General features: G+C 54.0%; 25 protein-coding genes and 3 tRNA genes. 18 read left to right on the top strand and 10 right to left on the bottom strand.

The annotated features are described in order from the left end of the window. The first annotated feature begins 3 nt into the window (after positions 1–3). Both AAGR22_RS10095 and AAGR22_RS10090 read left to right on the top strand, forming a co-directional pair. A complete protein-coding gene (locus AAGR22_RS10095; protein WP_345831409.1) occupies positions 4–861 on the top strand; it encodes an HlyD family secretion protein in 858 nt (285 codons plus the stop codon). After that, positions 858–2,879 (top strand): FUSC family protein, encoded by a 2,022-nt coding sequence (locus AAGR22_RS10090; RefSeq protein ID WP_345831408.1) that lies wholly within the window; start codon positions 858–860, stop codon positions 2,877–2,879. Before AAGR22_RS10095 ends, AAGR22_RS10090 begins: the two co-directional genes overlap by 4 nt. Before the next feature lie 68 nt (positions 2,880–2,947). On the opposite strand, the gene AAGR22_RS10085 is transcribed toward AAGR22_RS10090, so the two are convergent. After that, positions 2,948–3,187 (bottom strand): DUF1289 domain-containing protein, encoded by a 240-nt coding sequence (locus tag AAGR22_RS10085; RefSeq protein ID WP_067703613.1) that lies wholly within the window; start codon positions 3,185–3,187, stop codon positions 2,948–2,950. Between the two features lie 232 nt (positions 3,188–3,419). Between AAGR22_RS10085 and eptA the strand changes: the two genes are divergently transcribed. The 5 genes from eptA (at position 3,420) to rnt (ending at position 8,186) form a co-directional block, all read left to right on the top strand. Further along, entirely contained in the window at positions 3,420–5,051 is a 1,632-nt protein-coding gene (eptA, locus tag AAGR22_RS10080; RefSeq protein ID WP_345831407.1) for a phosphoethanolamine transferase EptA, read from the top strand. 99 nt (positions 5,052–5,150) lie between these two features. Next, the gene (locus AAGR22_RS10075) at positions 5,151–5,741 is read left to right on the top strand and encodes a TetR/AcrR family transcriptional regulator (RefSeq protein ID WP_345831406.1); all 591 of its coding nucleotides are present in this window, start codon (positions 5,151–5,153) and stop codon (positions 5,739–5,741) included. A 43-nt stretch (positions 5,742–5,784) separates the two neighbouring features. Beyond that, a complete protein-coding gene (locus tag AAGR22_RS10070) occupies positions 5,785–6,888 on the top strand; it encodes an alkene reductase (protein WP_067703605.1) in 1,104 nt (367 codons plus the stop codon). Positions 6,889–7,023: 135 nt separating this feature from the next. Further along, positions 7,024–7,431 carry a lactoylglutathione lyase gene (gene gloA / locus AAGR22_RS10065; RefSeq protein ID WP_067703602.1) on the top strand — a complete coding sequence of 136 codons (408 nt, stop codon included), beginning with the start codon at positions 7,024–7,026 and terminating at the stop codon, positions 7,429–7,431. A 104-nt stretch (positions 7,432–7,535) separates the two neighbouring features. Next, entirely contained in the window at positions 7,536–8,186 is a 651-nt protein-coding gene (gene rnt / locus AAGR22_RS10060; protein ID WP_067703599.1) for a ribonuclease T, read from the top strand. A 46-nt stretch (positions 8,187–8,232) separates the two neighbouring features. On the opposite strand, the gene AAGR22_RS10055 is transcribed toward rnt, so the two are convergent. Then, entirely contained in the window at positions 8,233–8,571 is a 339-nt protein-coding gene (locus AAGR22_RS10055; RefSeq protein ID WP_067703596.1) for a Grx4 family monothiol glutaredoxin, read from the bottom strand. A 379-nt stretch (positions 8,572–8,950) separates the two neighbouring features. Between AAGR22_RS10055 and AAGR22_RS10050 the strand changes: the two genes are divergently transcribed. Together AAGR22_RS10050 and AAGR22_RS10045 are read left to right on the top strand one after the other, a co-directional pair. Then, complete coding sequence (locus tag AAGR22_RS10050; RefSeq protein ID WP_067703593.1) at positions 8,951–9,781, top strand: C40 family peptidase; 831 nt, start codon at positions 8,951–8,953, stop codon at positions 9,779–9,781. Between the two features lie 408 nt (positions 9,782–10,189). Beyond that, the gene (locus AAGR22_RS10045) at positions 10,190–11,002 is read left to right on the top strand and encodes a hypothetical protein (RefSeq protein ID WP_345831405.1); all 813 of its coding nucleotides are present in this window, start codon (positions 10,190–10,192) and stop codon (positions 11,000–11,002) included. Between the two features lie 193 nt (positions 11,003–11,195). Here the strand turns inward: AAGR22_RS10045 and AAGR22_RS10040 are convergent, their stop codons facing one another. After that, positions 11,196–11,285, bottom strand: a complete 90-nt coding sequence (locus AAGR22_RS10040; RefSeq protein WP_156484948.1) for a YnhF family membrane protein — start codon at positions 11,283–11,285, stop codon at positions 11,196–11,198. Positions 11,286–11,569: 284 nt separating this feature from the next. Here AAGR22_RS10040 and purR point away from each other — a divergent pair, with 284 nt between their 5' ends. Continuing rightward, positions 11,570–12,595 (top strand): HTH-type transcriptional repressor PurR, encoded by a 1,026-nt coding sequence (gene purR, locus AAGR22_RS10035; RefSeq protein ID WP_345831404.1) that lies wholly within the window; start codon positions 11,570–11,572, stop codon positions 12,593–12,595. 17 nt (positions 12,596–12,612) lie between these two features. Here the strand turns inward: purR and punR are convergent, their stop codons facing one another. Beyond that, complete coding sequence (gene punR, locus AAGR22_RS10030) at positions 12,613–13,530, bottom strand: DNA-binding transcriptional activator PunR (protein ID WP_345831403.1); 918 nt, start codon at positions 13,528–13,530, stop codon at positions 12,613–12,615. Between the two features lie 113 nt (positions 13,531–13,643). Here punR and punC point away from each other — a divergent pair, with 113 nt between their 5' ends. After that, entirely contained in the window at positions 13,644–14,834 is a 1,191-nt protein-coding gene (punC, locus tag AAGR22_RS10025) for a purine nucleoside transporter PunC (RefSeq protein WP_067703581.1), read from the top strand. A 413-nt stretch (positions 14,835–15,247) separates the two neighbouring features. Continuing rightward, positions 15,248–16,396 carry a cyclopropane fatty acyl phospholipid synthase gene (gene cfa / locus AAGR22_RS10020; RefSeq protein WP_067703578.1) on the top strand — a complete coding sequence of 383 codons (1,149 nt, stop codon included), beginning with the start codon at positions 15,248–15,250 and terminating at the stop codon, positions 16,394–16,396. Positions 16,397–16,491: 95 nt separating this feature from the next. On the opposite strand, the gene AAGR22_RS10015 is transcribed toward cfa, so the two are convergent. Beyond that, positions 16,492–17,148 carry a riboflavin synthase subunit alpha gene (locus AAGR22_RS10015; RefSeq protein WP_345831402.1) on the bottom strand — a complete coding sequence of 219 codons (657 nt, stop codon included), beginning with the start codon at positions 17,146–17,148 and terminating at the stop codon, positions 16,492–16,494. A gap of 231 nt (positions 17,149–17,379) precedes the next feature. Between AAGR22_RS10015 and AAGR22_RS10010 the strand changes: the two genes are divergently transcribed. The 6 genes from AAGR22_RS10010 to AAGR22_RS09985 all read left to right on the top strand — a co-directional run bounded on the left by AAGR22_RS10010 (position 17,380) and on the right by AAGR22_RS09985 (position 21,542). After that, positions 17,380–18,753: an MATE family efflux transporter gene (locus AAGR22_RS10010; protein ID WP_345831401.1), complete on the top strand. Its 1,374-nt coding sequence runs from the start codon at positions 17,380–17,382 to the stop codon at positions 18,751–18,753. 148 nt (positions 18,754–18,901) lie between these two features. Beyond that, positions 18,902–18,978, top strand: a tRNA-Val gene (locus AAGR22_RS10005). Positions 18,979–18,982: 4 nt separating this feature from the next. Further along, positions 18,983–19,059 (top strand) — tRNA-Val (locus tag AAGR22_RS10000). Positions 19,060–19,067: 8 nt separating this feature from the next. Beyond that, positions 19,068–19,144, top strand: a tRNA-Val gene (locus AAGR22_RS09995). A gap of 443 nt (positions 19,145–19,587) precedes the next feature. Beyond that, positions 19,588–21,000: a pyruvate kinase PykF gene (gene pykF, locus AAGR22_RS09990; RefSeq protein ID WP_345831400.1), complete on the top strand. Its 1,413-nt coding sequence runs from the start codon at positions 19,588–19,590 to the stop codon at positions 20,998–21,000. A 305-nt stretch (positions 21,001–21,305) separates the two neighbouring features. Further along, complete coding sequence (locus AAGR22_RS09985; RefSeq protein WP_016169824.1) at positions 21,306–21,542, top strand: major outer membrane lipoprotein; 237 nt, start codon at positions 21,306–21,308, stop codon at positions 21,540–21,542. A gap of 261 nt (positions 21,543–21,803) precedes the next feature. Here the strand turns inward: AAGR22_RS09985 and AAGR22_RS09980 are convergent, their stop codons facing one another. The 5 genes from AAGR22_RS09980 to sufC all read right to left on the bottom strand — a co-directional run bounded on the left by AAGR22_RS09980 (position 21,804) and on the right by sufC (position 26,596). Next, a complete protein-coding gene (locus AAGR22_RS09980) occupies positions 21,804–22,799 on the bottom strand; it encodes a L,D-transpeptidase family protein (RefSeq protein ID WP_345831399.1) in 996 nt (331 codons plus the stop codon). 72 nt (positions 22,800–22,871) lie between these two features. Continuing rightward, positions 22,872–23,288, bottom strand: coding sequence for a cysteine desulfuration protein SufE (gene sufE / locus AAGR22_RS09975; RefSeq protein WP_345831398.1), 417 nt, complete (start codon positions 23,286–23,288; stop codon positions 22,872–22,874). 83 nt (positions 23,289–23,371) lie between these two features. After that, a complete protein-coding gene (gene sufS, locus AAGR22_RS09970; protein ID WP_345831397.1) occupies positions 23,372–24,595 on the bottom strand; it encodes a cysteine desulfurase SufS in 1,224 nt (407 codons plus the stop codon). Further along, positions 24,592–25,875, bottom strand: a complete 1,284-nt coding sequence (gene sufD, locus AAGR22_RS09965) for a Fe-S cluster assembly protein SufD (RefSeq protein ID WP_345831396.1) — start codon at positions 25,873–25,875, stop codon at positions 24,592–24,594. The genes sufS and sufD overlap by 4 nt, the downstream gene beginning before the upstream one ends. Next, positions 25,850–26,596 (bottom strand): Fe-S cluster assembly ATPase SufC, encoded by a 747-nt coding sequence (gene sufC, locus AAGR22_RS09960; protein WP_067703554.1) that lies wholly within the window; start codon positions 26,594–26,596, stop codon positions 25,850–25,852. The genes sufD and sufC overlap by 26 nt, the downstream gene beginning before the upstream one ends. Between the last annotated feature and the right edge of the window lie 50 nt (positions 26,597–26,646).

The raw sequence follows: 26,646 nt of genomic DNA, 5'->3' as shown, positions 1-26,646 counted from the left end.
ACCATGAAATTTGGCACATTAAAATATTTCTCTACCCTGATCTTTTTTGCCGCCGCCCTGTGCGCCGGCTGGTGGCTGTGGAACTACTATATGCAGTCGCCATGGACCAGAGACGGCAAGGTCCGCGCAGAGCTGGTGAACATTACGCCTCAGGTTTCGGGACGCATTGAACAGCTGTGGGTCAGGGATAATCAATACGTCACCCGGGGCACCCGGCTGATGACACTGGACGATGAGCCTTATCGCATCGCCGTCCTTAACGCCGAAGCGGAGCTTGCAAAGGCGCAGTCCGATCTGTTGAAAGCCCAGCACGAGGCACGTCGCCGCGCCAGCCTGCCGCATAATGTTATCTCCGCCGAAGATCTGGATGCCGTTAACCTGAACGCCCAGGCGATGGCGTCCAGTGCCAAAGCGGCTCAGGCGGAGCTGGAGCGGGCAAAATGGAACCTGGGGCAGACGCAGATCCTGGCGCCTGCTGACGGCTGGGTAACCAATCTGACCGTGCGCCCCGGCAACTATGCCACCAGCGGTAGGCCGGTGTTTGCCATGGTAGACAGCCACTCTTTTTATGTCGTCGGTTACTTTGAAGAAACCAAGCTGCGGCATATTCGTCCTGGCGACAAAGCCTCTATCCGCCTGTACAGCGACAATCGCCCCCTTACTGGCGTGGTTGAAAGCATCGGACGGGCAATCTATGACCAGAGCGTGGAAACGGACAGTGGACTGGTAGCCGACATCAAACCTAACGTTCCCTGGGTTCGTCTGGCCCAGCGCGTACCGGTTCGCATTCGTCTGACCGCTGTTCCAGCGGATTTGCCGCTGGTCGCGGGCACAACCTGCACCCTTTCCATTCAGCCATGAATCTGCGCTGGCTGGAGTGGCAGCAGCTGCCGTGGATCAAAGCCACCGGCGGGCAGTGGCGCTATGCGTTGCGTAACAGCATTGCCATGTGTCTGGCGCTCAGCATTGCTTACGGGCTGGATCTGGATGAACCCTACTGGGCGATGACCTCCGCTGCCGTCGTCAGCTTCCCCACGGTGGGCGGCGTCATCAGTAAAAGTCTGGGGCGGATTGCCGGTAGCCTGATCGGCGCGGGAGCCGCGATGCTTATTGCCGGGCATACGCTCAACGAGCCCTGGCTGTTCTCGCTGTCGATTGCCGCCTGGCTGGCCCTCTGCACGTGGATAGCGAATCACTATCAGAATAACGTCGCCTACGCCTTTTCGCTGGCGGGCTATACGGCGGCGATCATCGCCTTTACCACGGTCAATATTACCGATATTACCCAGCTGTGGAATATTACCCAGGCGCGCGTTTGCGAAGTCATTTCCGGTATTCTCTGCGGGGGGCTGATGATGATGATCCTGCCCAGCACCTCCGATGGCGACACGCTGATCACCTCGCTCAGGCAGATGCATGACCGACTACTGGAACATGCCGGGCTCCTGCTGCAACGCGAAACGACCGATAACGTGCGCAGCGCCCATGAAAAAGTTATCGGCCAGATCCTGACGCTTAACGTATTGCGCATTCAGGCCTTCTGGAGTCACTATCGCTTTCGACGGCAGAACAACGTGCTTAACTATGTTCTGCACCAGCAGCTCAGGCTGACCAGCGTGATTTCCAGCCTGCGGCGCATGCTGCTTAACTGGCCGGATGCGCCCCCCGGGCTGTTCAGTGCCCTGCAACAGTTGCTGAACGAGCTGGCAAAGTCAGACTGTGACAAATTTCGCCTGGCGCGCATTCTTCAGTCCGCCGCGCCTGCCGACCCGGCGGATTATCGCCATCACGCTTTCTGGCATCGTCTGCGCTACTTCTGCTGGATGTACCTGAATATCAGCCGCTGGCTGCGACAGTTTGAGCATGCGGATACGGATGCGCGCCTTTCGCCGCCTCCCGTCCCCTCGCTGGCGCGGCACACGGACAGCGCAGAGGCGGGCTGGAGCGCCTTCCGCACCTTTGTGGTTATTATTCTCGGCTGTGCGTTCACGATCGCTACCCAGTGGGAATCGGGCGAGGCGGCACTGACGCTCGCGGCAATCAGCTGCGTGCTGTACTCCTCGGTGCCCTCACCGGCCAGCAGCGTCTCGCTGCTGTTGAAAACGCTGCTGTTGCTGAGCGTGTTCAGCTTTGTCATAAAATTTGGCGTTATGGTGCAGATTGATGTGTTGTGGCAGTTTCTGCTGCTGCTTTTCCCCCTGTTGGTTACGCTACAGCTCTTTAAGCTCCAGCAGAAGGAGCGGGCCGCGCTGTGGGGGCAGCTGATTGTGTTTATGGGATCCTTTATCTCCGTCACCAATCCCCCCTCCTGGGATTACCAGCAATTTATCAATAATAACCTGGCGAAAGTGTGCGGGGTGATGCTGGCATGGCTGGCTTTTCAGATCCTGCGCCCCAGCTCGGATAAGCGACGCAGTCGTCGTCATATTCGCGCGCTGCGCCGCGATTTTCTCGATCAGCTCAGCCGTCGCCCCCGACTCAGTCAGAACCGCTTTGAGTCGCTGATTTACCATCGGGTGAACCAGCTGAGTGCCAGTCGCGACGAAAATGCCCGACTGTGGCTGCTGCGCTGGGGGGTGGTGCTGCTTAACTGCTCACATATTCTCTGGCAGCTCCGGGAGTGGCAAACCGCGTCGGCTGGCTTAAACCGGGAGCGGGAGGCAACACTTCAGGATTTGCAGAGCATTATCAGCGCGCGCGGCGTACGTCATCGCTCGCTGGCTGAGACGCTCGCCGGACTGGAGGAACGCGTTACCACGCTGGCGGCGGAGGGCGGGCGGGAAGAGACGGTGCTGGCGGGGATTATCTGGCGCCTTTACTGCTCACTTTCACAGCTACAGCAGGCCCTGCCTGAACAGGCCAGTGCCAACAGCGCATAAGCTTACGGAACAGGTAGCCTCTGCCGCCGCCTGCCCGCAGGGAAGATGTCCGCCCGAAATATTCCCGCTCAGAATAATGTGGGTTGTTCAGGCTCGTCGGGTTCGTCACGTTTTCCGGCGCGCTGCGCGCGTAAATAGCGCTGACGACAGAGGCGCAGCACCTCACGCTTCTGCGCGTCGCTCATCCGTCCCCAGTTGAAGCGTTCGTCGCGGCTGCGCAGGCAGCCTGTGCAATACCCCAGCCGGTCTGCCTGGCAAATACCCCGACACGGCGAGGGAACGGGAAAGAGTTCCAGCTGTTCTGACACCGCACCTCCTGATGATAAACCTGTCTCAATTGAAGATCGGTTATCGCAGCTTCGCAAGCAGCGGGAAAAAAATAGTCGTAAATCTGATGTTTTTCGCGATATTCCCGGTACAGTCTGCCAGAATGCTAACGCCACTTTTTATGCCGGGCCTTGTTATCGCTGAATATTAGTTAAGGTTTCACTAAGTTTGCAGCGATATTATCCCGGCAGTTTAATTTGTTATCGGATAATCATGAAACTCCTGTCCCGGTTACGTTGTAACGAAAATGCATTTAATATCTACGCTGCGCTTTTTTTTACCGTCGTGCTTAATGCCGTTTTCATTAGTCATGCCTGGGAAACCATCCCTTATATCACCCTGCATGACTACCTTTTCGCGGCGACGCTGCCGCTGGTGCTGTTTTGTGCCTTCCTGTTCATTTTCAGTCTGATCGCGCTGCCGTGGATACGAAAACCGTTAGTGGTGGTGCTGGTGCTGGCCAGCGCGGCGGCCAACTACTTTATTTACAGCTTTGGTACCGTCATTGATACCAATATGATTCAAAACGTTTTTGAAACCGACGCTCAGGAGGCGACCGCTCTCTTCACCCTGCGCTATATGGTATGGATGGCAGCCTTTGGCCTGCTCCCCGCGGCAATTTTTTCCCTGGTACGTATCAGCACCCGCCGCCCTGGCTGGATGAATGCGGTGCATCGCGTGGTCACTGCCCTCGCGTCGATTGTTATTATCCTGCTGGTGGCTGCGCTGTTTTATAAAGACTACGCGTCGCTTATTCGTAATAACAAAGGGCTGGTCAAGATGATTACGCCTGCCAACGTTATTAGCGGCGTCAGCCACTATGCGGATAATCGCTGGTTTGCGGGCGATCAAAAGCTGGTGAGAATCGGCCTGGACGCGCATAAAGGCCCGCTGATTAAAGCAGAGCAAAAGAAAACGCTGGTGGTGTTTGTCTTAGGCGAGACGGGCCGCGCTGAAGACTTTTCGCTTGGCGGCTATGCCAGGGACACCAATCCGAAGCTGGCGCGTGATGATGTCATCTATTATCCCAATGCCAGCTCCTGCGGCACGGAAACCGCTATCTCCGTTCCCTGCATGTTCTCTAATATGCCGCGCGCCCACTATGACGCCAACCTGGCCCATCACCAGGAGGGCGTACTGGATATTATGGCCCACGCAGGCGTTAACGTTCTGTGGCGCGAAAACGACGGCGGCTGCAAGGGTGCCTGCGACCGCGTGCCGCATACCGATATGACAAAATGGAAGGTCAGTGAACTGTGCCGGAGCAATTTTTGCCTCGACGACGTGCTGCTTCACCGCCTGAATAACTATATCGACAGCGTAAAGGACGACACGGTAATTGTGCTTCATCAGATGGGTAGCCACGGCCCGGCCTACTATCAGCGCTATCCCGCAGAGATGCGCCGGTTTACGCCAACCTGCGACAGTAATCAGATTCAGGACTGCGATCATCAGGCGCTGGTTAATACCTACGACAATTCGATCCTCTATACCGACTCGATGCTGGACAGCACCATCACCCTGCTAAAGTCGTGGAGCAGCAAATACAATGTGGCGCTGGTTTATCTCTCCGATCACGGTGAATCGCTCGGCGAGCATGGCATGTACCTGCACGGCACACCCTACGTTTTTGCGCCCAGCCAGCAAACTCATATCCCTTTCCTGCTGTGGATGTCAGACGACTATGCCCGCACCTATGACATTAACCAGACCTGCCTGCGGCAGAAAGCAAAGTCTGATGCCGTTTCCCAGGATAATATTTTCCACACGCTGCTGGGGATGATGAATGTGCAAACCCGTGAATATCAGCCGGCGCTGGATATGGTAAAAGCCTGTCAGTCTTAACGTTTGCGCGGGGGCGGATAAATCATTCCCTGCCCCCGCCTGCGGATCGGACTTGCAGTCAGGTTTGTAACAGACCGATCGGTCTGTTAAGGTAGAAAGATGAAAACGGCCCGACATGACACACGTGAACATATCCTGACCACTGGCGAAGCGCTTTGCGTGCAGCGCGGCTTTAACGGTATGGGACTGATTGAGCTGCTGAAAGTGGCTGAGGTGCCTAAAGGGTCGTTTTATTACTATTTCCCCTCGAAAGAGGCCTTTGGCGTGGCCATGCTGGAGCGTTATTTTGCGGCCGGACATGCCCACCTGCGCGATGCGCTTGACGCACAACCGGGCAATCAGCGACAGTCCGTGCTGGATTATTATCATCATTCCATGACCCGCAGTCAGGAGATGGGTTTTACCGGCTGTCTGTCAGTGAAGCTTTCTGCCGAAGTTTGCGATCTCTCCGAACCGATGCGTAATGCACTGGATGCGGGCTCAAAGGCGCTGATAGCGACCCTGACGGGTGCGCTTGAGCGTGCCGTACACCAGGGCACGCTGTGCCTTGAATATCCCGCCAGAGACTGTGCACAAAATGTCTATACGCTCTGGCTCGGCGCAAGCCTGCAAAGCAAAGTTTCCCGCGACAGCGCGCCACTCTTCAGTGCGTGGCAGGAAATGAAAAGAATGCTGCCCGCGCCCGCTTAAAAAAAAACACCTCAACTAGTCGACCGGTCTACCAGGAGTAATAATGGAACTTAAGACGCTTTTTACCCCCTTAAAAACCGGCGCGATTACCGTGTCGAACCGCGTGTTTATGGCACCGCTGACGCGTCTTCGCAGCATCGAGCCGGGTGATATTCCTACCCCGCTGATGGGCGAGTACTATCGCCAGCGCGCCAGCGCCGGCCTGATCATAACCGAAGCGACCCAGATCTCCGCTCAGGCAAAAGGCTATGCGGGCGCGCCGGGTTTACACTCATCTGAACAGATTGCAGCCTGGAAGAGTATCAATCAGGGTATCCACGATGAGGGCGGCCACAGCGCCGTTCAGCTGTGGCATACCGGCCGCATCTCTCACACCAGCGTTCAGCCCGGCGACGAGGCCCCGGTCTCCTCTTCAGCTATTAATGCCGATACGCGTACTTCATTACGTGATGATACCGGCGCGACCATCCGCGCGGCGACCTCCACGCCCCGTGCACTGACGCTGGATGAAATCCCGGGCATTGTGAATGATTTCCGTCAGGCGGTCATCAACGCCCGTGAAGCGGATTTTGACCTGGTGGAGCTGCATTCTGCCCATGGTTATCTGATCCATCAGTTTCTCTCCCCGGCTTCTAATCAGCGCGCGGATGGCTACGGCGGCAGCGTAGAAAATCGTACCCGCTTTGCGCTGGAGGTGGTGGATGCGGCGATTGCTGGCTGGAGCGCCGATCGTATCGGCATCCGCATCTCCCCGCTGGGTCCTTTTAATGGACTGGACAATGGAGAAGATCAGGAAGAGGCGGCGCTGTACTATATTGGCGAACTGGCCAAACGTAAGCTAGCCTACCTGCATATTTCCGAACCTGACTGGGCAGGCGGCAAGCCTTACAGCGAGGCGTTCCGCAAGGCCATTCGCGCCGTCTATCCGGGAGTGATCGTCGGTGCCGGCGCCTATACGGCGGAGAAAGCCGAAACGCTGATTGAGCAGGGGCTGATAGATGCGGCTGCCTTTGGCCGCAGCTATATCGCCAATCCCGACCTGGTGGCGCGACTAAAGTCCAGCGCGCCCCTGAATGAGCCTCGCCCGGAGACCTTCTACGGCGGCGGTGCTGAGGGTTATACGGATTACCCTGCGCTCGGGGATTGAAGCTTTAGCCTCAGGGCTGCCTGGATTACGTCCGGCTGCGAACGCCGCTATACTGAATATTTACCGTTGTCGGATGATAACGCTTACCACATATTTACCGTTATCGGATGATAACGCTTACCACAAGAGGATGTTATGCGCTTACTTCACACTATGCTCCGCGTTGGCGATTTGCAGCGTTCAATAGATTTTTACACCAACCTTCTGGGCATGCGCCTGTTGCGCACCAGCGAAAACAGTGAATACAAATACACGCTGGCTTTTGTGGGCTATGAGGAAGAGAGCGAAGGGGCAGTGCTTGAGCTGACCTGGAACTGGGGCGTTGAAAAATATGACCTCGGCGATGCTTATGGTCACATCGCGCTGGGCGTTGATGACGTTGCCGCCACCTGCGATCGCCTTCGTAAAGCAGGCGGCAGCGTGGTGCGTGAAGCCGGCCCGGTAAAGGGTGGCTCAACCATTATCGCTTTTATTGAAGATCCGGACGGATACAAAATCGAGCTGATTGAGAACAAGCACGCCGGCCACGGCCTGGGTAACTGATACCCACGGGTGCTTTCGGGCACCCTCTCCCCCTCTTCCCCTGCTGCATCCCGTACTGAAATTTGCCATAATACGCGCTGCATTTTTTCGCCTGTGAGATCCTGATGTCTGAATCGAACGAACTTAACGCCCTGAGCAGCCGTTTTCGCGGTTTTTATCCGGTGGTCATTGATGTGGAAACCGCCGGGTTTGACGCTAAAACCAATGCGCTACTGGAAGTCGCCGCCGTCACGCTGAGAATGACTGAGGATGGCTGGCTGGAGAAAGACGAAACGCTTCACTTCCACGTTGAGCCGTTTGAAGGATCTATCCTGATGCCAGAAGCACTGGCGTTTAACGGCATTGACCCCGGCAATCCGCTGCGCGGCGCGGTCAGTGAATATGAGGCGCTGCATGCCATTTTCAAAATGGTGCGTAAGGGCATCAAAGAGCGGGGCTGCAATCGCGCCATTATGGTGGCCCATAATGCGACCTTTGATCTTAACTTTATGAATGCGGCGGCGGAGCGGTCAGGCCTGAAGCGTAATCCGTTTCATCCCTTCGGGACCTTTGATACCGCTGCGCTAAGCGGGCTGGTGCTGGGACAGACGGTGCTGGCTAAGGCCTGCCTCGCGGCCGGTATGCCTTTCGATAGCAGCCAGGCGCACTCCGCGCTGTACGACACCCTGCAAACCGCCGATCTGTTCTGCGAACTGGTTAACCGCTGGAAGCGACTGGGTGGCTGGCCGCTGCCCATTGCCGACAGCGAGGCATAAAAAAAGCGGGGATCGTCGATCCCCGCTTTGCAAACCCAGCGAAAACTTACTCAGCCGCGTCAGACGGATATTTTTGCGCCGTCTCTTTAATCAGCTGCAACAGTTCACCGCGCTGATACATCTCGATGATGATATCGCATCCGCCCACCAGCTCACCGTCGATCCACAGCTGTGGAAAAGTCGGCCAGTTAGCGTATTTAGGCAGCTCGGCACGAATATCCGGGTTCTGCAGGATATCAACATAGGCAAAACGTTCGCCACAGGCTGACAGCGCCTGAACGGCCTGCGCTGAAAAGCCACAGCTTGGCAGTTTCGGAGAACCTTTCATATAAAGCAGAATCGGGTTTTCTGCTATCTGGCGCTCAATTTTCTCAACAGTACTCATAAATGCCTTCCTATAACGGATACTTCGTGTTTATTTATTGTAGCGACTCTGGCCCCCTGATGAAAACGACATTTTCAGTAAGGGAATTATTCTGGAGGTTCCGCGTGGCGAATTATCCAGCGGTAAAAACAACAAAATAACATTTGCCTGAGCCTGACGCCGCTGCTGTCCCGGCTTACCCCGGGTTGATGAGCACATAACCAGCTGATTATGCTGAAATTGCCAACAATTACTTGTTGTACATCATTGAAACAAAAAAGACCTTACCTTTTGTTAAAGAGTTAGATTAGAATTGCGCTCACCTGTCTGCCGTATAGCAGATATCCTAATTTAGCCGAGCTTCTGCCTCTGGCGGGAGCATAAACAGTTAATGGTAACGATGCGTTTACTTATCACGCTCCTGATGCTGGCCTTCGCGCAGCTCTTTTTTAATGTGGCGCACGCATCGCCACATGCTCCAGTTAATGCAAACCACCATAAGGTGGAAGGCAGTGCCGCACGTGAGGACGATCGTCGTAAGCGGCGGCAGGTCAAGGGTAGCGTAACGAAAAAAGTTAAAGAGTCCACCCGCAAGTCACGCCGTATACCCGCCACCCGCCTCAAGGCCAAAAAAACGCTCGCGCCGCAGCCTGTATCGTCCCACTCCCGGAAATCTACCCTCAGGCATAAAGCGGCTTTACAGGCCAGTCTGGGTAAAAAACACTATGGTCACCGTCGTGGCAAATCCGTCGAACAGGGTGAAGAACTGACCGCCGAGGTGCTTAGCGCCCCGCTAAAAATGAGCAAGGCACACCGGGCGCGTTATCAAAAAGCACGCCAGACGGCGATGAACAAGCTGATGGGCCAGTTGGGTAAACCCTACCAGTGGGGCGGAACATCGCCTAAAACGGGCTTCGACTGTAGCGGCCTGGTGTGGTATGCCTACAAGGATCTGGTGAAGTTTAAGATCCCCCGCACCGCCAATGAGATGTACCACCTGCGCGATGCGGCGAATATTAAACGCGGCGAGCTGGAGAAAGGCGACCTGGTTTTCTTCCGCATTAACGGACGCGGCACGGCGGATCACGTAGGCGTTTATCTTGGCGGCGGGAAATTTATTCAGTCGCCTCGTACGGGAAAAGATATTCAGGTTAGCGCGCTGGCTGATGAATACTGGCAGAGTCACTACATCGGCGCACGTCGGGTGATGACACCCAGAACGATCCGCTAATCTCCGTGTCGCGTAGTGAATAAAAAAGGCCGATCTGACGATCGGCCTTTTTATTTTCCTGGGCTAATGATTTCTCCGCATTCTCTTTCTTTATTGATTACGGATAGTGAATTCAGGCCGCATCATGAATTATTTATGGATTGCAAAAAAAACATGTGATGAGGTAAAAACAATTTTTACCTGAATAGTACGCTAGGCAAACAAACAAACAAACAAACAAACAAACAAAGAACTAAAATACGATGATCAACGTTCAGAAAAAAACATCAATCCTGTAAATCGCGCATGGATTCTTGCGTCAACCTGAATTATGCTTTTTTCATACTTAATTAGTATCGTCTCAGTACTCTCAATTATGTGAGTCAATATCAATTTTTATTACCTGAAACAAATATTGAAGAGGTAAGTATGAATAAGCATTTTAAACTTGAATCCACAGCCAGCGATATGCAAAAGGTTTTAGTAAAAAATGGCGATGATGCCAAGGGTTTCATCAATCAGGAGTATTTCTACGGTCCTGTCAGCGTGACTAATAATAGTAATGTAGATCTGACCGAATTATCAGTCCATGTTGAGCGTTACTACGGAGGGATAAGCACTCATGTAAACTGGGAAGAATACTTTGAAGTCTACTATACGCCTGAAAAATTTGACTTACAAAAAGGCAAAACAACATTTGTTTCTATGGTGTATAAACCAAAGAAGGTTTCTATGCCGGGCTGGGTAATTACTGGTGTGACGTGGGAATGCCAGGTTACTATTGTAGATAAAAATGGGAATAAAAGCCGAAAGTATTATCCTCATGTTGTATTTGTTATGCCTCAGGAGGACATCAATATTACCCAAAAGTTTTTGAGCAAGTGGAAGCCTGACCATACCAAAAATGAATATATCTATAGCTATCGATTGAACCTAACCAGTGATTATGAAACTGTTACTGACTGGTATGTTTTCCTGGATATACCTGGAAACGGTGTTGTATATCCGGCATGGCTTGATACTGTGAGTAGCTGGGTTAAACTCAGCGACTACCAGACCCCGGTCAACAACACCACATTTGTAAGCATTGGCGATGCCAGCCACGCTATTCTGCCAGACACAAGCGTTACTCTTGATATCCAAATATTGTATCCTGATGAATCTGAGAAATACGAAACGCTGGGTAATATCGGGCTTAATGGTAAATTTTTCGGACAAAAATCAGCGCGATTCGAGAAATAAACAATGCCTGACGTAAGCTGGTTTTATTTTAGGTTAGTCAATACTAGAAAGTGGATCAGCACATTCTTTTATCTCTTATCTCGCAGAAATAGCAAAGCGCCTGTCGGTTTCTGAGGAGTGTCCCATCGACGCGGTAGCGGCACGATATCGCTAAAGTAAAAAACAGGCCGATCTGACGATCGGCCTGTTTTTTTTAGTGCATGACGGCGGTAAAGCTGAAAATAATAATCATTAACAGCGCACTACCGGTGGTCAGCAGAGACAATTTCAGATCGGTGTCCACAGAAACTCCTTTATACCCTTACAGTTTGTGTCGCCATCAATTTTCCCACACCCGGCGGTAAAAATCTCGTTTTCTCTGCTCAGCCTTGTTAGAATTCCATTTCGTTGCGCAACGGGTTGCGTTCGCGGTCTGCAACCGACGCAACAGGCCTGGCTGACTGCCCCCTTTTCCTTACTGACGCCACCGAATATTCATAAAAAACGGCGACGGATTTTGCCGTTTCAGGCAATCGTTTAACAATATACTTATCAGCATGTTGCGGTAAGTGCAGGAGTAGTAATTTCATGGCAACAATCAAAGATGTGGCTAAACGCGCCGGGGTGTCGACCACCACGGTGTCCCACGTCATTAATAAAACGCGCTTTGTGGCCGAAGCCACGCGGGAAGCAGTATGGACTGCCATCCGCGAACTGCATTATTCGCCAAGTGCCGTCGCCCGCAGTCTCAAGGTTAATCACACCCGGACCATCGGCCTGCTGGCAACGTCCAGCGAGGCGCCCTACTTTGCCGAGATTATTGAAGCCGTGGAGAACAGCTGCTTTGCCAGCGGTTACACCCTGATTCTGGGCAATGCGCACAACGATCTGGTCAAACAGCAGGCGTATCTGTCAATGATGGCGCAAAAGCGCGTCGATGGCCTGCTGGTGATGTGCTCCGAGTATCCTGATGAACTGATCCAGATGCTTGAAGATAACCGAAATATTCCTATGGTCGTCATGGACTGGAGCGAGTCACGCGGTGATTTTACGGATACGGTGCTGGATAACGCCTTTGAGGGGGGTTATCTGGCAGGCCGCTATCTGATTGAGCGCGGCCATCGCGATATTGGCGTCATTCCCGGTCAGCTGGAACGTAACACCGGCGGTGGCCGTCATGCCGGTTTTCTAAAGGCGCTATCCGAAGCGGGGATCACCCTGCGCGATGAGTGGCGGGTACAGGGTGATTTCGAACCCGAATCTGGCTATCGTGCCATGCAGCAAATTTTATCCCAGAAGCAGCGTCCTACCGCCGTATTCTGCGGCGGCGATATTATGGCGATGGGGGCGATTTGTGCCGCTGATGAGATGGGTCTGCGCGTACCCCAGGATATCTCGGTCATCGGCTATGATAACGTGCGCAACGCGCGCTACTTCACCCCTGCCCTGACCACCGTTCACCAGCCAAAAGAGAGGCTGGGCGAAACGGCCTTTGAAATGCTGCTGGATCGTATTACCAGCAAGCGTGAGGAGCCACAGACGATTGAAGTTCATCCCAGCCTGATCGAGCGTCGTTCAGTGGCGGATGGTCCCTTTGTAGACTATCGCCGCTAACGCCATTAGCCGCCTGCTCACTCCTCTGCCCCCTCGTTCAGCCACTCATTATTGAGCGTCCCGGTGTCGCCAAGATAGTCGAGCAGCCAGCCCAGCGCGGGGCTGGCCTGCTGCTGCGACCAGCTGACGCAGCAGGGGCTGTCGGGAAATGTCGCGGTGAGCACAAGTTCCGTCAGTGCGCCGCTGCTCAGCAGCGGACGGGCAAAATGTCCTGGCACCATTCCGACGCAAAGCCCGGCCAGCAGGCAGTCCGCAGCGCTTTCCCAATCGGGCACCACCAGCCGACGCTGATTATCCAGCGTCCAGGTAGTGCGTTTGGGCAGCGCGCGGGACGTGTCTTCCAGCGTCAGAGAGGGCCATTCGCGGATGGCTTCCTCGCTGACCGGTCCTGAGATTTCTGTCAAAGGATGGCGGGCGCTAACCACACAGCGCCAGTTCAGCGCGCCCATATTGCGAAAGGCAAAGCGCCCGCCAACGGGTATTGCCTGAGTTGCGCCAATCGCCACATCTACCCGGCCATCCGCCAGCGCATCCCACACGCCATTAAACACCTCCGGGGAAAGGTGTAATTCCATATCCGGGAAATGACGGTAGAAATCGACAACCAGCTGCCGGGTGCGCTGGGGTTTCACTATCCTGTCTACGGCGATATTTAGCTGCCCGCGCCAGCCGTTTGCTACCTGCTGGCACTGACGCCGGGTGGCAAGCATTTTTTTGATTACGCTCCGCCCCTCCTGAATGAAGTAGCGTCCCGCCTCGGTCAGTTCGACATCGCGATGACGGCGTGTAAACAGCGGAACGGCCAGCCACTCTTCCAGCTGACGTACGGTATAGCTGATAGCGGAGGGGACCCGGTGCAGCTCAGCAGCAGCGGCGGTAAAGCTGCCATTTCGGGCAACGGCATCAATCACTTCGAGGGAATGTTCTGACCACATTTTCTGCCTGCAAATTTTTTGAACGCAATGGACAAATATTAGCGTTTCACAACGACTCTGACACGCACTTACACTCTGCGCCGTTATATTCTTCTGAAATTAAGAGCAAAAAAATGCCTGCAAAACTTTTTACCCTTTACCTGGCGCTGCTTAGCGTCATCGGCTTTCTGGCCACCGATATGTATCTGCCTGCCTTTACGCTGATGCAGCAGGATCTGCAAACCGACGCGGGAGCTATCGGTGCCAGCCTGAGTCTCTTTCTGGCGGGCTTTGCCTGTGCGCAGCTGATATGGGGCCCTCTCTCCGATCGAATCGGCCGTCGTCCGGTGCTGCTAATGGGTCTGAGCCTGTTTGCCATCAGCTGTGCCGGAATGTGGTGGGTGCACAATGCCACCCTTCTGCTGGTGCTGCGCTTTGTGCAGGCCATTGGCATCTGCGCGGCCGCCGTAACCTGGCAGGCGCTGGTGATTGACCGCTATTCCGCCACCCAGGCCAGCAAGGTTTTTGCCACAATCATGCCGCTGGTAGCACTCTCTCCGGCACTGGCTCCCCTGCTAGGCGCCTGGCTGCTCAACCATTTCGGCTGGCGCGCAATTTTTATTGCCCTGATGGTCATTACGCTACTACTGCTGGTTTGCACGCTCTTTTTGACAGCAACACCACGCGTTATGCCAAAAAAAGGCGATAAGAAGACGGGTTTTCTAACCCTGCTGAAATCTCCTGTTTACAGCGGTAACGTGCTGATGTACGCCGCCTGCTCTGCCAGCTTCTTTGCCTGGCTGACCGGTTCGCCGTTTATCTTATCCGCGCTGGGCATGTCACCTGGCAGCATTGGCCTGAGCTACTTCCCTCAGACGCTGGCCTTTCTGACCGGCGGCTATGGCTGTCGAACCCTGCTTAAGCGTACGGAAGGCGGCTCACTTCTGCCCTGGCTGCTTGGCCTGTACAGCCTGAGCATTATTGCATTTTTTATCGCGGCTCAGCAGGCGACCCCCTCTGTGTATGCGCTGCTGCTGCCGTTCTGCGGCATTGCCCTGGCGAACGGTGCGCTGTATCCGATTGTTGTCTCGAATGCCCTGCTTCCCTTCCCGCAGGCCAGCGGTAAGGCCGCGGCGCTGCAAAATACGCTCCAGCTGGGGCTTTGCTGCGTGGCCAGCCTGCTGATCTCCTCATTTCTTACCCGCCCGCTGTGGTCTACCTCGCTGGTTATGCTGTCGACTGTCCTTTTTGCCATAATCGGCTATATTTTACAGCGTACAAAAGCGGCAGAAACGTCACTGCATCGCGCTGAAAGTAGTCGTTAACGTGCTGAATACTCTTAGTTAGCAACCTAACAATAAACATTTGAATATTGTCAGGGGTGAGCATATACTCGTTTCGCTGGGTAAAAAAATAACAATTTCCGCCTGATAACCCTCCGCTTTGCTGGCAGATAACCTGCCAGCAGGGTGAAGGATATCGGGAATACCTGCCAGGCCTCTTATGCTTTCAGCAAGTCTGACGGTTAAACGAGAAATAAAAGGTAAATTTTCAATTCTGACAGGGTAGTCTGGATTTAATCCGTGCATCCCCGTTGCTCTACTCTGCTAATATTTATATTCAATCCTCTGTAACGCCGGAAATCAGACGTACGCTAGCGTGTGCGTATTCTCAAAATCCCGTAGGAATTGTTTTTTCTATTTCTCGGGTATCAACCACACAGGGTGATGGAGAGACTATGAGTTCATCGTGTATAGAAGAAGTGAGCCTGGAAGAGAATCAGTGGTACAGAATCGTTCAGGAGATGTTGCGCAGTGCAGATATCGACGTTAATGGTACGCGCCCGTGGGATATTCAGGTAACCAACCCTGCCTTTTTTAAGCGCGTGCTACAGGAAGGCTCACTGGGGCTGGGTGAAAGCTATATGGATGGCTGGTGGGAGTGTGAAAGAATGGACATGTTCTTTCATCGCGTATTACTGGCGAAGCTCGATGAGAAACTCCCCCATCATTTCAAAGATACCTTACGTATTGCCGCCGCAAGACTAACCAATCAGCAGTCAAGAAAGCGCGCGTGGATAGTAGGAAAGGAACATTACGACCTCGGCAACGATCTGTTTTCTCTGATGCTTGATTCCCATATGCAGTACTCCTGCGGTTACTGGAAGGAAGCCCGGACGCTGGAGGATGCGCAGAATGCAAAATTAAAAATGATTTGCGAAAAGCTGCAATTAGCGCCCGGTATGTCCCTTCTGGATATCGGCTGCGGCTGGGGCGGGCTGGCAGAATATGCAGCGCGTCACTATGGCGTTCGCGTTTCTGGCGTCACTATCTCTGCCGAACAGCAAAAAATGGCTCAGCAGCGCTGTGAAGGATTGGATGTCACTATCCTTTTACAGGACTACCGCGATCTGAATGAACAGTACGATCGGATTGTTTCCGTGGGGATGTTTGAACATGTCGGCCCTAAGAATTACGCCACCTACTTTAACGTGGTGAACCGAAATCTTAAGCCGGATGGGCTTTTCCTGCTGCATACCATTGGGGCGAATACGACCGGCGAGAATGTTGATCCCTGGCTGGACAGATATATATTCCCTAATGGTCGCCTGCCCTCGGTAAGCCATATTGCTGAGGCCAGCGAACCTCACTTCGTTATGGAAGACTGGCATAATTTCGGCCCGGACTATGACACCACGCTGATGGCGTGGATTGATCGTTTTCTTGCAGTGTGGCCTGAGCTTTCAGAAAAGTACGGTGAGCGCTTTAAACGCATGTTTATTTATTATCTTAATGCCTGTGCAGGGGCCTTTCGTGCACGCCATATGCAGCTCTGGCAGGTGATGTTTACCCACGGAATTGAAGGGGGACTTCGCGTCCCACATTAATCCTGGTCCGCTAAAAGGCCGGCGTTATTTACGCCGGCCTTTTTATGCCTGTCATTTCGCTACGGCGCTTTTATCAGCTATAGCTTACAGGCGGTTTAGCGTGGTTCTGGGGCGTCCTGAGCGACAGCCTGGCTAAGCAGGGCGTCACGCTGTGCCAGTACGCGTTCGACGGTTTCAACGATCGCCTGAGTGTGCGGATCGATTTCAATATTTACGCGATCCCCCAGACGTTTGGCCCCCAGCGTGGTCCTCGCCAGCGTTTCAGGAATAAGGTGTACGCAGAAACGGGTTTTTGTCACTTCTCCAATCGTCAGGCTTATTCCATCAATGCCAACAAATCCTTTATGCAGGATATATTTCATCTGCTCCGCATCACGCGGTTTAAACCAGATTTCGCGGTTATTTTCTGAGATAAGAATTTTGCAAATCTCTGCCGTGGTCATAATATGGCCAGACATGAGATGACCACCAATTTCATCACTGAATTTTGCTGCCCGCTCGACGTTGACGTAATCGCCAATACTGAGATCGCCCAGATTAGTGATGCGCAGCGTCTCTTTGACCAGATCGAAATTTACCCGGTCGCCGTTTATTTCCGTCACCGTCAGGCAACAGCCATTATGAGAAACGGACGCGCCCAACTCCAGACCTGGCAGCATGTCGGGCGGAAGTCGCACGGTGTGGGTGCGGAAATTAGGCTTATCGTCAATCGCGAGCAGTTCGGCGGTGCCCTGCACAATACCGGTAAACATGGTTATCACCTCAAATAGAGTATTCTACCTGTTAGTTTGCCCTGGCTTACGCGTAAATCCAAACGCCCACGGTTTTTTTACTCCGACAGTCTGCGCTATTTTTCCGGCTAAGATTGGCTATTTGCTCTGCGAACATTACACTGATCGGCCAGCCCTGCTGTTAAACGCGGTGTTCAGTGCGATATTGCGGCAGCCAGGCTCCCTTCTACATAAATATAAACAGGTGTTCGTGTGCAGAAGTACCTTATTGAGGCGCGTCAGTTATTAGCGCTGGCGATCCCAGTGATCTTTGCTCAGGTGGCTCAGTCCGCTATGGGATTCGTCGATACGATTATGGCCGGCGCTGTTAGCGCCACGGATATGGCCGCGGTTGCCGTGGGCACCTCAATCTGGCTGCCCGCCATTCTCTTTGGACACGGTTTGCTGCTGTCACTGACGCCGGTGGTGGCGCAGTATAATGGTTCGGGTCGTCGGGAGCGCATTGCGCATCAGGTACGCCAGGCATACTGGCTGGCGGCGGTGGCGGCCGCCGTGGTGATGGTGCTGCTTTATAACGCCGGTTTTGTCATTCGCAGCATGCACAATATTGACCCGACGCTGGCGGACAAAGCGACAGGCTATCTGCATGCGCTGCTGTGGGGCGCGCCAGGCTATCTGTTCTTTCAGGTGGCGCGCAATCAGTGCGAAGGACTGGCTAAAACCCTGCCCGGCATGATTATTGGCTTCCTGGGTTTGATGGTAAATATCCCGGTTAACTATATCTTTATCTATGGCCATTTTGGCATGCCCGCGCTGGGCGGCGTGGGCTGTGGAGTGGCGACGGCTTCGGTCTACTGGGTAATGTTTGTGGTAATGAAACTCTGGATCCACCGCGCGCATTCAATGCGTGATATCCGTCTGCCGACGCGCCTGAGTGCGCCAGATAGCACAGTGCTCTGGCGTCTGTTTACATTAGGCCTGCCGGTTGCGCTGGCGCTGTTTTTCGAGGTCACGCTGTTCGCGGTTGTCGCGCTGCTGGTCTCCCCCATGGGGATCGTCGAGGTTGCCGGGCATCAGATCGCGCTGAATTTCAGTTCGTTAATGTTCGTTATGCCGCTTTCACTGGGCGTGGCGACGACGATCCGCGTGGGCTTCCGGCTTGGGCAGGGATCGGCCGACGCGGCTCGGGTGTCCGCCTGGACGGCACAGGGCGTCGGGATAACCATGGCCTGTATGACCGCATTGTTTACCGTGATGTTTCGCGAGCAGATAGCGCTGCTTTACAACGATAATCCGGCCGTGGTTACGCTGGCCGCTCAGCTGATGCTGCTGGCTGCGGTGTATCAGATTTCCGATTCAATCCAGGTGATTGGCAGTGGCATTCTGCGCGGTTACAAAGATACGCGTTCGATCTTCTTTATCACCTTTACGGCTTATTGGGTGCTCGGCCTGCCCTGTGGGTATGTGCTGGCGATGACAGACTGGGTGGTTTCACCGCTGGGCCCGGCGGGTTTCTGGATGGGGTTTATCATCGGTCTGACCTCCGCTGCAATCATGATGGTCTGGCGTATCCGCCGCCTGCAGCGTCAGCCAGCCGAGCGGATTCTGGCACGTGCAGCACACTAATTTTCCGACATTTTTTGTGCAGGCATGCTTAAATATGCTGCGCTTCGCACAGTTGCGCAGCAGTCACACAGAAAAAAGCGGATTCTGCTTGCCAGGCGGTAACGCTGTCGTTAATATTCGTCCCCGCTGTTAGCAATACAGTAATGATGCGTTCTTAGCTCAGTTGGTTAGAGCACCACCTTGACATGGTGGGGGTCGGAGGTTCGAGTCCTCTAGAACGCACCACAGTGCGTCCGTAGCTCAGTTGGTTAGAGCACCACCTTGACATGGTGGGGGTCGGTGGTTCGAGTCCACTCGGACGCACCAGTATTTATGCGTTCTTAGCTCAGTTGGTTAGAGCACCACCTTGACATGGTGGGGGTCGGAGGTTCGAGTCCTCTAGAACGCACCACTCCTGATAGCCACTTCCTGCGTTACCTTTTTCTGTGTTTCTCCCTCAACCAATCTCCCGCTTGCACTATGCTCGTCCCTTGCTGTGACGCCCCTGCGCCCGTTTTTATTGCGCAACACCATGCGCTAACGCAATAATTGACGGATAAGATCATGCTTTTTAGTTGGTTTTCGTCTACCCGAATCGCTATAATCACCGACGTTGTTTCATTTGAATGGTTTCAGCGTATGGTTGGCCCTTTACAAAAAACGATAGCGTCCTGCGCCCTTCGCTGCGCATGCGCTGAAACTGCGTCTCAACTTCCTCTGCAAACGACCCTACTGTCACCTATTCTTAATCTGTACCGCAGTTTACGACTCAAGCAAAAATTCTTCTCCGGGGCTTTTTTACCGGCGCCGGGATTGCCACTCTCACATCCATTACAACTTAATAGATAACTCGTCATGAAAAAGACCAAAATTGTTTGTACTATCGGACCAAAAACCGAATCGGAAGAAATGCTGACTCACCTGCTGGATGCGGGAATGAACGTAATGCGCCTTAACTTCTCTCACGGCGATTATGAAGAGCACGGCAAACGCATTGCCAATCTGCGCGCCGTAATGAGTAACACCGGCCACCAGGCGGCGATCCTGCTGGACACGAAAGGCCCGGAAATTCGCACCATGAAGCTGGAGGGTGGCAACGATGCCGCGCTGAAAGCAGGCCAGACCTTTACCTTTACCACCGACCAGTCCGTGGTGGGTAACACCGAACGCGTTGCGGTCACCTATCCGGGTTTTGCCTCAGATCTCAAAATCGGCAATACCGTGCTGGTGGATGACGGCCTGATCGGCATGGAAGTGGTTGAAGTCACAGAAAACACCGTGGTCTGTAAAGTCCTTAACAATGGTGACCTGGGTGAAAACAAAGGCGTTAACCTGCCGGGCGTTTCTATCCAGCTGCCTGCGCTGGCCGAAAAAGACAAGCGTGACCTGATCTTCGGTTGTGAACAGGGCGTTGATTTTGTTGCGGCGTCATTTATCCGTAAGCGCTCAGACGTGCTGGAGATCCGTGAGCATCTTAAGCAGCACGGCGGCGAGCATATTCAGATCATCTCCAAGATCGAAAACCAGGAAGGCCTGAATAACTTCGACGAAATCCTTGATGCGTCCGACGGCATCATGGTTGCGCGTGGCGATCTGGGCGTTGAGATCCCGGTTGAGGAAGTTATCTTCGCTCAGAAGATGATGATCAAAAAATGTAACCGCGCACGTAAGGTGGTTATTACCGCCACTCAGATGCTTGATTCGATGATCAAGAACCCGCGCCCTACCCGTGCGGAGGCAGGCGACGTGGCTAACGCCATTCTCGATGGTACCGATGCGGTCATGCTGTCGGGCGAAAGCGCGAAAGGACGTTATCCCCTGGAGTCAGTCACCATTATGGCGACCATCTGCGAACGTACCGATCGCGTTATGAAGAGCCGTATCGATTCGCATCATGACAACCGTAAAATGCGCATTACTGAAGCAGTATGCCGTGGCGCGGTAGAGACGGCGGAAAACCTGGAAGCCCCCCTGATCGTGGTTGCCACAGAAGGTGGTAAATCGGCCAAATCCGTGCGTAAATACTTCCCTAACGCCACCATTCTCGCGCTGACCACCAATGCACTCACCGCTCGTCAGCTGCTGCTGAGCAAAGGCATTGTGACCAGCGTCGTCGACGTAATTGCCTCAACCGATGACTTTTACCGCCTGGGTAAAGAAGCCGCGCTTGCCAGCGGCTACGGTCAAAAAGGCGATGTGGTGGTGATGGTTTCTGGTGCCCTGGTGCCAAGCGGAACAACCAATACCGCATCCGTACACGTTCTGTAATTTCAGATTAGGGTTTGAGATTAAAAAAGCGCCCGAGTGGCGCTTTTTTTATAGTCATCATCTGGAAATACCACAAAACATCTGCCTGAAATTATCCCCTCAAAATTTTATAAACTTAAGAAGTGTCCGATTAAACGCGCCTGTTTTAGCTAATTTTTTTGTACTTAAGTGCAAAGACGATGCTTCTTTGAGCGAACGATCAAATTTAAGCACCTTCTCATCAAAAATTTATTCTCATTAGAAAATACTTTGTGTAATACTTGTAACGCTACATGGAGATTAACTCAATCTAGAGGGTATAAATAATGAATCGTACTAAACTGGTACTGGGCGCGGTAATCCTGGGTTCAACTCTGCTGGCTGGTTGCTCAAGCAACGCTAAAATCGACCAGCTGTCTACCGACGTTCAGACTCTGAACGCTAAAGTTGACCAGCTGAGCAACGACGTGAACGCAATCCGTTCTGACGTTCAGGCTGCTAAAGATGACGCAGCTCGTGCAAACCAGCGTCTGGACAACCAGGCTCACTCTTACCGTAAGTAAGAGTTCTGGTTATGAAAATGGCGCACAGTGTGCGCCATTTTTTTTGTCTAAAATGCCCCCTCACTTAAGCCGCCCGCCAGTAGTGAGTCGTCTTAATTTACCGTACAGCTACCGCTGATTAATCCCCTGTAGCGCCCCGAAGCTTCTTATCCATACCCTGTCCTGCAAACCTACCTGTTACTATTCATCACGCGGCTTAAGATGCTGCCCCGGCTTAAACGCTCTACAAGCCATGCTAACGTGCCTGCGGCATGCGGTGGCTCAGGGTGTCGATTGTGACGGTAATGCGTCTGAATCCTGCTGGTTGCGGCTGTAAGGCAGAGTTGCCTGCTCTGGCTCACCGCTATTCACCAGCACCGGCATCCCTGAGCGGCGTTTCAGTGCGTCACCGATAACCTGCCCGTCGCTCAGCCCACTGTTGATAAATTTTTTCGCGCCAGAAGTGAGCAAAATGGGCATGGTCTGCGGATCGTCGCGATCGCTATGCGAAAGCGGCTGATGCACCTCGATATAGCGCTTGCCGTCCGGCTCTGTGGCATATTTCACCGGCTGGTTAACTATCTGTACGCGTGTCCCCGTGGGAACACTGTCAAACAGGGCTTTAATGTCATCGGGCCGCAGACGAATACAGCCCGAACTGACGCGCATCCCAATACCAAAATCCGCATTAGTCCCATGTATCAAATAGTGCCCCGCCCCCCAGGCAAGGCGCAGAGCGAAAAGCCCCATCGGGTTTTGCGGACCGGCGGGCACGGTAACGGGCAACGTTTTCCCCTCTGCGGCATAGCGTTTACGGATATTGGGCGTCGGTGTCCATGAAGGGTTTGGGATTTTCTGACTAATGCGGGTTACCATCGGTGGCGTATTCGCCCCCAGCTGACCAATACCAATCGGGTAAACAATGACCCGGTCCCCACCTTTAGGGTAATAGTAAAGGCGCAGCTCGGCGACGTTAACCACTATCCCTTCCCGCCGGGTATCGGGCAGAAGCATCTGCAAGGGTATAGTCAGCTTTGTACCGGGTGTAGGTAGCCAGGGATCGGTACCGGGATTAGCCTCCAGCATTCCCAGCAGCCCGGTTTTATAGGCGGCCGCGACGCTTTCAAGCGGGCGACCATCATCAGGAACGACGTAGGTAGTGTTCTCGCCGATCAGGCGGCTGTTTTCGGGCGGCAGCGGGTACTCTGTGGCATTAACGCAGGAGGAGGCGATCAGGAGCAGCAACAACGATGAAAGATGCGTCAGACAGCGTTTCATAGAGGCTTCTCGATGAGCAGGAGAGAAACCTCCCGACAGCAGTGCGGGAGGCCTGCCGGGAAGGCGTAGTGATTAGCTTAGCGTAGCGGCCTTCTGGCGAATTGCACGGATCATTGCTTCTAAACCCTGTGAGCGGGAAGGCGTAAGATGCTGCGCCAGCGCCAGCTGCTCAAAGAAAGGACGAACGTCAAAGCCAACGATATCAGCAGGCGTCATATTCTGATAGAGGATGAAAACCACCGCCACCAGTCCCTTAACAATCGCCGCGTCACTGTCGCCCTGCAGGGTGACGTAGCCGCCGCTATCGGTATCCATAATTATCCATACCTGGCTCTGGCAGCCCGATATGGCATTCTCGGGCTGGTGCAGTGCATCAGGCAGCGCGGGCAACAGGGCACCCAGCTCGATGACATACAGGTATTTCTCTTCCCAGTTCGCGCAGCGGGTAAAGTTGCGCACCAGTTTCTCTTTATCTGGCAAACTTGCCATTACTCTCTCCCTTATCGGTGGGCAGCCCTGAACAACTGCGCCTGACCACTTCATGCAGCGGTCAGGCGCGTTGGAACAGCTATTTAGCCGCCCAGCAGACGGTGTATACGTGTCAGGCCTGCCGCCAGTCGATCGGCCTCTTCTTCGCTATTATACAAAACGAAAGAAGCGCGGCACATTGCCGGTACGCCGTAATGCGTCATCAGCGGCATCGCGCAGTGATGACCCGTGCGAATCGCTATTCCATAACGATCCAGAAAGCTGCCGACGTCATAGGCATGATGCTGACCCAGATTGAACGCGATCACGCCTGAACGCGCCTGAGGACCATAGATAACCAGGCCAGGGACCGAAGCCAGTTTATCCAGCGCATAGCGCATCAGCGCCTGCTCACGCTGGTGGATGACATCCAGACCCAGTGCAGTTATCCAGGAGAGTGCCGCACCCAGTCCAATAATGCCGCCCGTATTGGGCGTGCCTGCCTCAAAGCGCCACGGCGCAGCGGCAAAGCGCGTGCCTTCCGTGAGGCTGACGGTGGCTATCATCGACCCACCGCCTTCCCACGGTGGCATCTCATCCAGCAGGGCCTTACGCCCGTAAAGGATGCCAATGCCGGTGGGGCCGTAAATTTTATGGCCGGAGAAAACGTAAAAATCGCAGTCCAGATCCTGGACGTCGACCTGCTGATGCATCACCGCCTGCGCACCGTCAATCAGCGTGGTCACCCCGGCCGCTTTTGCCCGCGCTACCAGCTCTTTCACCGGGTTAACCGTGCCCAGAACGTTTGAGACGTGGGTGACTGCCAGCATACGGGTGCGGCTGTCTATCAGCGTGGAGAGGTTGGACTGGTCCAGCTCACCGGTTTCGGTCAGCGGGATAAAGCGTACTTCTGCGCCAACACGTTCGGCCAGCATCTGCCAGGGAACGATATTGGCGTGATGCTCCATCCCGGTGATCAGAATATTGTCACCGGCCTGCAGCTGACGGCTTCCCCAGCTGCTCGCCACCAGGTTGATCCCCTCGGTGGTGCCTTTGACGAAGATAATCTCTTCCGGCGATGCGGCATTCAGAAAGCGTGCCGCCTGAATGCGCACGTCTTCCATTGCGGTAGTCGCTTCCGCACTCAGGGTATGAATACCCCGATGCACGGCCGCGTAGCCATGCGCGTAGAAATGACTCTCGGCGTCGATGACCGCCTGCGGCTTTTGTGCGCTGGCCGCACTGTCAAGATAGGCCAGCGGTTCGCCATTCACTTCTCGCGCCAGAATAGGAAAATCAGCCCTGACGCGTGTCAGGTCAAAACTCATTGAATGCCTCCGGGAAAACGCTGTGCGATACGTTGCATTACCGCCTCTTTCAGCACGTCATCCGTAATGGCTTCGGTTAATTCTGCGGCAAACGCATAGATAATCATACGCTGCGCTGACGCTTCGCTAATGCCGCGCGCGCGCAGATAAAACATCTGCTCGTCATCAATACGCCCGATGGTGGCACCGTGGCTGCACTTAACGTCATCAGCGTAGATTTCCAGCTGGGGTTTGGTATCCACCTCAGCCAGCCGGCCCAGCAGCAGGTTGTTGTTGTTCATCTGGCCGTCGGTTTTCAGCGCATGCTTAGCCACTTTTATCAGGCCGTTAAAAACCGCGCGCGCCTTATCGCGGACGATAGTTTTATGCAGCTGTCGGCTCTGACAGTAGCCTTTGTTGTGCTCAAGCCAGGTGCGGCTGTCACAAACTTCTTTCTCGATCGGCAGCATCAGGCTGTTAATGCCCAGCTCACTGCCCTCACCGTTCAGCTGAACGCTGGTATTGTGCCGGGTCAGACCCGCTCCCAGCAGGAAGCTGTGGCTCTGAACGCGCGCGTCACGGCCAATAACCAGATCGTTGTGGGCAAAGTGGAAGCTGCTGTTGTGCTCAAAGGCCAGCTTGTAGTGCGTCAGCGCGGCATTGTCGCCCACTTCTGCGGTAAAGCGGCCGCCGGTAAAGTGACTGGCTTCGTTCAGGCTGACGTAGTGCTCAATCACCGAGGCCTGTGCGCCATCGTCCAGCTGGAGATGATGACGATAGTGTGACGTATTCATCTCTGCCTGGGCGCTGCCGCTGCTGATATGCAGCAGGTAAAGCGCGCGCGGCGCCTGTTTTCCACGCGTCAGGCGGACCAGCGTCACTTCTTCTGCCAGACTTTCCGTCAGGTGCAGGAATACCTCAGGCTGTAGCGGCGCGTTAAGTTCGCGGCGCTCACCCGCCTGAGAAATCTGGATATCAAACAGATCATAGCTGCTGTCACTGAGGGCTTTGCTGAAACGCCCGTCGACAAACACCAGTTTGACGGCGTCGATCTCCAGGGCGCGTTCTGTAACATCAGCCGCGCTCAGTTCAGAGGAGTGCGTTTGCACAAAGTTCTGCCCAAACAGACTCTCCAGCGGGGTATATTTCCAGTTTTCCTGCTTGCGCGTCGGCAGTCCGAGACGCAATACCTGCTGCCAGTGGTGCTGTGCCTGAAGCGAACGGCTTGCGCCGTGGCTTTCAAACAGGTGATGCCACTGCTGCAGGGTGTTGTCACTACTCCTGGTCGGTAAGCCAGCCATAGCCTTGCTCCTCCAGTTGTTTCACCAGCGTAAAGTCGCCGGATTTGACGATTTTGCCCTGATACAGAACGTGAACGAAGTCCGGCTTGATATAGTCCAGAATGCGCTGATAGTGCGTCACAATAATGAATGCGCGCTTACCGTCACGCAGCGTGTTAACGCCGTTAGCGACCGTTTTCAGCGCATCGATGTCCAGACCTGAGTCGGTTTCATCCAGGATGCACAGCTCGGGTTCAAGCGCTGCCATCTGCAGAATATCATTACGCTTTTTCTCACCGCCCGAGAAGCCAACGTTAACTGAACGCGTCAGCAGGTCTTCCGGCATTTTCAGCAGGTGAATTTTGTCTTCAATAAAGTCCTGGAAGTCGAAACGATCCAGCGCTTCGCTGCCGCGATACTGACGCACCGAGTTCACTGCGGTTTGCAGAAAGAACTGGTTGCTGACGCCCGGGATCTCAACCGGATACTGGAACGCCATAAAGATGCCTTCCCCGGCCCGATCTTCGGGAGAGAGTTCAAGCAGATCTTTACCTTTAAAGCTAACGGAACCACCGGTCACTTCATACTCTTCGCGCCCGGCCAGCGTGGCAGAGAGCGTACTTTTTCCTGAGCCGTTAGGGCCCATGATGGCGTGGACTTCACCCGGTTTTACTTCAAGATCCAGCCCACGCAGGATCTCTTTGTCTTCAATGCTAACCTGTAAATCTTTAATACTTAACATAGTGTTTCCCTGGCAGTGCCGTCCAGCACTGCGCTCAGTGACCGTACGCG

The sequence above is a fragment of the Erwinia sp. HDF1-3R genome, assembly GCF_039621855.1.
Classification (GTDB): Bacteria; Pseudomonadota; Gammaproteobacteria; order Enterobacterales; family Enterobacteriaceae; genus Erwinia.
The sequence above is the reverse complement of the archived record's forward strand: the minus strand, read 5'-3'. Positions and strand labels throughout refer to the sequence as shown.